Source organism: uncultured Photobacterium sp. (assembly GCF_947039875.1).
Classification (GTDB): Bacteria; Pseudomonadota; Gammaproteobacteria; order Enterobacterales; family Vibrionaceae; genus Photobacterium.
On record NZ_CAMRAN010000082.1, the window covers coordinates 1 to 6,729 of the forward strand.

A 6,729-nucleotide genomic window follows, 5' to 3' on the forward strand; every position below is an offset into this window, starting at 1 on the left:
AAGGCACACCTATTTGATTACTTATTGCACATTCTGTCAGACTTCCTACCTCTTCGTAAATATCAGCCGGACTTTCTACCAGTTTAGCACCTGATTTAATCAGCGCATTACAACCACGGCTGGCAGGGTTATGAATCGAACCGGGCAACGCAAAAACCTCTCGTCCTTGTTCTAACGCATAACGTGCTGTTATCAATGATCCACTTTTTTGCGCGGCTTCAATCACCAACACTCCCGTAGATAAGCCGCTAATGATGCGATTACGTCGTGGAAAATTTTGCGGGCGAGGTTGCTCATCAGGCCAAAACTCGGACACCAACGCCCCTTGCTCTGCAATACTGGCAGCCAAAGAACGGTGCCGCGCAGGATAAATTTGATCGAGCCCAGAACCTAATACAGCAATGGTTAACCCTCCCGCCTGCAACGCACCTTGATGTGCTTGACCATCAATCCCTAACGCTAAACCACTGGTCACGACATAATTATTAGTCGCTAATGCTTTTGAAAAATGGAACGCCGATTCACGACCATCGATCGATGCCGACCGACTACCAATCACCGCAATTTGTGGTGCACCGAGACAACAAAGATCGCCACGAACAAATAATAATGGGGGTGGAGAGGAAATTTGTTTTAATAAATGAGGATAATGGGGGGAGTCGAGGGTCAAAATGTGCTGGTGCGGAACTTGTTGCCATTGTAACGCTAACTGTAACCGCGATGGATTGGGGTGCAAAAACGCCTGTATTTGTTTCGTCGTTAAACCACATTGCTGTAATTGCTCAGTTGTCATTGTCACCAATTGCGACGGCGTCGCATAAGTAAGCAAGCGCTGAATGCGGCTGCCACCAAGAGAGGGAACAGCCGCAAGTTGTAACCATGCAATAAGCTCAGTTTCTGTCATAACCATTACAAACGTGGGGCTTGAGCAACCACGCCAGGTTTAAACGGTTGCTGATTATTAAGCACCACCGCCAAACTAAAATACTCATAAGGACGTAATACCATCGCTTGTGCAACAGCGATGGTGCCAAGTTGGGTACTCTCCGTTAATAAGGTGCTATTTTTATAATGATATTGACCTTTTTTACCTTGTACCTGAGCCCCTTGCTTAAACAACTCAAACACTTGTCCTGCAACCATGCCATCAAGATGACCACGATCCAATACCACCACATCATAATTTGAAATATAACTGTAGCCACTTATTTGGCCTAACACGATCGCAGATAACGACGCGGGCGGCGTAGCTGGTGAAAATGACAGATCCGCTTGACCATCAATGTCTAATAAAGGTAATAAAATATCATTTGGAATAATTTCTTGCTGAAAGTCATCCACTTTCAACTGACTCATCTCACCATTACTTGTAATAACAGTGACATCTGCAATCTCTTTCAAGGTTGATATAGTCGCTTTAATGGCAGAGTTAGCCGTTTCATTAGCACTGTCATCACGATCAAAATCTTGTTCTAAGCGATATACTCGCCACTGACTAGTCGGAACCAATGCCTGATCAGCCCACAGCACATCACCAACTGAAAGATAGCCGCGCTCTTCACTGGTTCCTAGAATTTGCGGTTGGGTTGTCATCGCATCAGCACTGATCAATTTATCTTGGGCCACATACGCCAACATTAAATAATCAGGCAACGAAGTAATAGGCTGGCGTACTACGCGCATCTCTGGTGACAATTTAAGTTGTTTTTTAAGGCTTAACTGCGGTTTACCGTCAACCCAAATAAGGTGTAAGCGATCGCCAGGATAAATTAAATGCGGGTTTTTTATATAGCTGTTTTTTTGCCATAACTGCGGCCATGACCAAGGGTTATTCAAGAATACAGCCGAAATATCCCATAACGTATCTCCTTTTTTAACCACATAAATTTCAGGATGACTATTTTTTAGCTGTGGTTGTGGCGCGGCAACCAACGACGGCATAAAAAGAATAAAACTCGCGATAATAACCCATTGCCTCATGTGATCCGTTCCTTCGATTGCACAAGTTGCGACCTAGCGATAATAAAATAATCACTCATATTGGCAAAGATTGGCATTAGCTATTTGATATGTCGACTGTTTAACTATCACTGCCAAGCGCTTTTCGGCTTATATCACGATTTAATAACCACTGTTACATCGACAAAGCCTGAACTTTGCTAAGAGCTAACATTAATTTTTTCGTGAAAAGTGGTCTTTATTTCGTGACTCTAATTTCGGTTAACCCTCGCCACGCGCATTCGGTACTGTTATTTGAGTGCTAAAATGACTAGAATTAGACCAACAACGCTGTATCTTTCTAGTAACCGTTAACGAATTCGAGCCCTTATGTCGCTATTGCCAGTTTTAATCTTTCCAGATGACCGTCTACGTACTGTAGCCAAGCCCGTTGCGGCGATCACGCCACAAATCCAGCAGATCATTGATGACATGCTTGAAACCATGTACGAAGAAGAAGGTATCGGCCTTGCTGCAACTCAAGTCGATATTCATCAACAAATCGTGGTTATCGATGTTTCTGAGCAACGTGATCAGCCAATGGTGCTAATCAACCCTGAAATTACGGCAGCTCATGGCGATGAAGGCATTGAAGAAGGGTGTCTTTCAGTACCAAGTGCTCGTGGTTTTGTTCCTCGCGCAGCAACCATCACTGTTTCCGCATTGGATCGTGACGGCAACCCGCTGACCTTTGAAGCAGAGGACCTACTTGCTATTTGCATTCAACACGAATTAGATCACCTTGCTGGTAAGCTATTTGTTGATTACCTATCGCCACTCAAGCGTCAACGCATTAAAAGCAAATTAGAAAAACTAAAACGTTCTATCTAACAACATCACCATTCGAGGTTATCTTGAGTAAACCATTACGCATTATTTTTGCAGGTACGCCTGACTTCGCCGCCCGTCATTTGGCGGCGTTATTGTCTTCACAGCATCAAGTTGTTGCGGTTTACACCCAACCCGATCGCCCAGCAGGTCGCGGTAAAAAACTCACCGCAAGCCCGGTGAAAAATATCGCCGTAGAACACGATATTCCAGTGTTCCAACCAGCCTCGCTGCGTAACCTTGAAGCTCAACAACAACTGGCAGCTATTGAAGCCGATATCATGGTTGTTGTTGCTTACGGTTTATTATTGCCTCAAGAAGTACTTGATACACCACCACTCGGTTGTATTAATGTTCATGGTTCAATTTTGCCACGCTGGCGTGGCGCAGCACCTATTCAACGTTCAATTTGGGCGGGCGATAGCGAGACTGGTGTCACTATCATGCAAATGGATATCGGCCTTGATACGGGTGACATGCTACAAGTCGCAACGTTACCCATCACGGCAACTGATACCAGTGCCACTATGTATGAAAAATTAGCAAACCTTGGCCCAAGTGCATTGATTGAGTGTTTAACAACGATTGCAAATGGCACTGCGGTTGTGACCAAACAAGATGACGGTCAAGCAAACTACGCCAAGAAATTAAGCAAAGAAGAAGCACAAATTGATTGGACTATGGACGCAGCAGCTATTGAGCGTTGTGTGCGAGCTTTCAACCCATGGCCAATGAGCCATTTCACTGTTGCTGAGCAAACGATCAAAGTATGGCAAACCAGTGTAGAAGAAGACAATCAAGGTCAACTACCGGGTACGATTTTAGCGGCAGATAAACACGGTATCGTAGTCGCAACAACAACTGGTGCATTGCGTTTATTGTCACTGCAGCCTCCTGGTAAAAAAGCCATGTCAGTCGCGGATTTATTAAATTCACGTCGAGAATGGTTCCAAATCGGTAACCAACTTTAAACACCAAGGCCAGGGTTAAGTCACTGGCTTTTCTTTTTTCAGATTAACCACGTAGCGCCAGCATCAACGGCGTTCAGGAAACAGCTATGAATGTAAGAGCCGCAGCGGCCAAAGTAATTTATCAGGTCGTCGATCAAGGGCAGTCATTGTCTGCCGCGCTACCGTTAGCGCAGCAGAATATAAGAGAACGTGATCACGCTTTATTGCAGGAAATCTGCTACGGCGTATTACGCTGGCTACCTCGGTTAGAGTCAATCACTCAAGCATTAATGGAGAAGCCGCTGACAGGTAAACAACGTGTTTTCCATCACCTAATCTTAGTTGGTTTATATCAATTAGGTTATATGCGTATTCCTGCTCACGCTGCAGTCGCTGAAACAGTCGATGCCACCAAAACCCTTAAAAAACCGCAATTACGTGGGTTAATTAATGCCATTTTACGTAGTTACCAACGTCAAAAAGAAGCGCTAGATGAACAAGCGGTTAGTCACGACGCAGGTAAATATGGCCACCCAAGTTGGTTATTGAAATTACTTAAAGCCAGCTACCCTGATGACTACGCCGCCATCTGTGAAGCTAATAACACTAAAGCGCCAATGTGGTTACGAGTAAACAGTCACCACCATGATCGTGACACTTACCGTGCATTATTAGATGCAGAAGGTATTGCAACCGAATTACACCCACAAGCAGCAGACGCATTGCGTTTAATTTCACCATGTGATGTCACTAAATTACCCGGTTTTAGCGATGGTTGGGTTTCAGTACAAGATGCTGCAGCACAACTTGCTGTAGATTACCTTAAACCACAACCCGGCGAATTGATTCTTGATTGTTGTGCCGCACCTGGTGGTAAAACAGTTCATATCATGGAACGCGTACCATCGACACAAGTGGTGGCGATTGACTGTGATGAGAATCGTCTTAAACGTGTACATGAAAACCTTGAACGTTTACATCTGACCGCACAAGTATTATGTGCTGATGCGCGTTACCCTGAGCAATGGTGGCATGGCGAAAAATTTGATCGCATTTTGCTGGATGCACCTTGTTCTGCAACGGGCGTTATTCGTCGTCATCCTGATATTAAATGGTTACGTCGAGGCGAAGATATCGCAGCATTAGCCTTGCTACAGGCTGAGATTTTTGATGCTATGTGGTTACAGTTAAAACCAGGCGGTACTTTGGTTTATGCAACGTGTTCAATCACACCGCAAGAAAACTGCGATCAAGTAAAAGCATTCTTAAGCCGTACTGCTGACGCAACCTTAATCGATAGCGATCCTGCCTCTCCTGGCCGCCAAATTTTACCCGGCGAAGAGGCAATGGATGGTTTTTACTATGCAGTATTAATCAAAGCAAACTAAGATAAATTATTAATAATAGCGGAACTTAGCTTCAATATTCCGCTTTTTAGTCTCTTTTATACGCCACTCACTGTCAATTTATGGCACAGTGACTGTTAGTTGGCATTACTCATCAGGCATAGGCTATGAAAATCATCATTCTCGGTGCTGGACAAGTTGGCGGCACTCTTGCTGAAAACCTTGTTGGCGAGAATAACGATATAACCATCGTTGATAAGAACCCAGAACGTCTTCGTGAACTGCAAGATAAATACGACCTTCGTGTTGTACAAGGCTTTGCGAGCCACCCGCAAACACTTCGTGATGCAGGCGCTCAAGATGCTGATATGTTAGTTGCAGTGACCAACTCTGACGAAACTAATATGATTGCGTGCCAAATCGCGTTCTCATTATTTAACACTCCAAACCGTGTCGCTCGTATTCGCTCGCCAGAATACTTACGTGAAAAAGAACAATTATTTCAATCTGATGCGGTTCCTGTTGATCACCTTATTGCGCCAGAAGAACTAGTGACCGATTACATTGAGCGTTTAATCGAATACCCAGGTGCATTACAGGTGGTGAGCTTTGCTGAAGAAAAAGTCGGCTTAGTGGCAGTAAAAGCGTATTACGGCGGCCCACTGGTGGGTAACGCATTATCAGCCCTACGCGAGCACATGCCACACATTGATACCCGCGTAGCAGCCATATTCCGTCAAGGTCAGCCAATTCGCCCGCAAGGCACCACTATTATAGAAGCGGACGATGAAGTGTTCTTTGTCGCAGCAAGCAATCATATTCGTTCGGTAATGAGTGAATTGCAGCGATTAGAAAAACCTTATAAACGGTTAATGATTGTAGGGGGAGGTAATGTCGGGGCAGGCTTAGCTCGCCGATTAGAAAAAAATTACAGTGTAAAATTAATCGAGCATAATCAACAGCGTGCTGAAAATTTATCGGAAATGCTGCAAGACACTATCATCTTTTGTGGTGATGCCTCAGATCAAGAATTACTCAGTGAAGAGCACATCGAGCAAATTGATGTCTTCATTGCGGTAACCAATGATGATGAAGCAAATATCATGTCAGCCATGTTGGCTAAGCGCTTAGGCGCGAAAAAAGTAATGGTGTTGATTCAACGTGGTGCGTATGTTGATTTAGTCCAAGGTGGCACCATTGACATTGCAATTTCTCCGCAGCAAGCGACTATTTCAGCATTGCTAACTCATGTTCGTAAGGCTGATATCGTGAACGTATCGTCACTACGTCGTGGTGCAGCAGAAGCGATTGAAGCGATTGCTCATGGTGATGCTAACACCTCAAAAGTGGTTGGCCGTGCCATCAGTGAAATTAAACTTCCACCCGGCACGACGATTGGTGCTGTTGTTCGTGGAGAAGAGGTTCTTATTGCCCACGATCGCACCATGATTGAGCAAAATGACCACGTAGTTATGTTCTTAGTTGATAAGAAATATATTCCTGACGTTGAACGTCTTTTCCAACCGAGCCCCTTCTTTCTGTAATAGCTTATGGTTAATTTACGTCCAATATTATTTGTACTCGGACTGGTGCTATCTAAAATAGCC

6 protein-coding genes are annotated in these 6,729 nt (G+C 44.5%); 4 read left to right on the plus strand and 2 right to left on the minus strand.

Annotated features, from left to right (window positions below; genetic code table 11):
* Both dprA and Q0V26_RS17510 read right to left on the minus strand, forming a co-directional pair.
* The coding region (dprA, locus tag Q0V26_RS17505; RefSeq protein WP_297486220.1) for a DNA-processing protein DprA at positions 1 to 904 on the minus strand (904 nt) is incomplete at its 3' end.
* A gap of 5 nt (positions 905 to 909) precedes the next feature.
* Positions 910 to 1,980, minus strand: a complete 1,071-nt coding sequence (locus tag Q0V26_RS17510; protein WP_297486223.1) for a LysM domain-containing protein — start codon at positions 1,978 to 1,980, stop codon at positions 910 to 912.
* Between the two features lie 348 nt (positions 1,981 to 2,328).
* Here Q0V26_RS17510 and def point away from each other — a divergent pair, with 348 nt between their 5' ends.
* The 4 genes from def to trkA all read left to right on the plus strand — a co-directional run bounded on the left by def (position 2,329) and on the right by trkA (position 6,666).
* Positions 2,329 to 2,829 (plus strand): peptide deformylase, encoded by a 501-nt coding sequence (gene def / locus Q0V26_RS17515; protein ID WP_080159084.1) that lies wholly within the window; start codon positions 2,329 to 2,331, stop codon positions 2,827 to 2,829.
* Positions 2,830 to 2,852: 23 nt separating this feature from the next.
* Positions 2,853 to 3,797 carry a methionyl-tRNA formyltransferase gene (gene fmt / locus Q0V26_RS17520; protein WP_297486226.1) on the plus strand — a complete coding sequence of 315 codons (945 nt, stop codon included), beginning with the start codon at positions 2,853 to 2,855 and terminating at the stop codon, positions 3,795 to 3,797.
* 86 nt (positions 3,798 to 3,883) lie between these two features.
* Positions 3,884 to 5,164 carry a 16S rRNA (cytosine(967)-C(5))-methyltransferase RsmB gene (gene rsmB, locus Q0V26_RS17525; protein ID WP_297486227.1) on the plus strand — a complete coding sequence of 427 codons (1,281 nt, stop codon included), beginning with the start codon at positions 3,884 to 3,886 and terminating at the stop codon, positions 5,162 to 5,164.
* A 125-nt stretch (positions 5,165 to 5,289) separates the two neighbouring features.
* A complete protein-coding gene (gene trkA / locus Q0V26_RS17530; protein WP_297486229.1) occupies positions 5,290 to 6,666 on the plus strand; it encodes a Trk system potassium transporter TrkA in 1,377 nt (458 codons plus the stop codon).
* Positions 6,667 to 6,729: the final 63 nt, after the last annotated feature.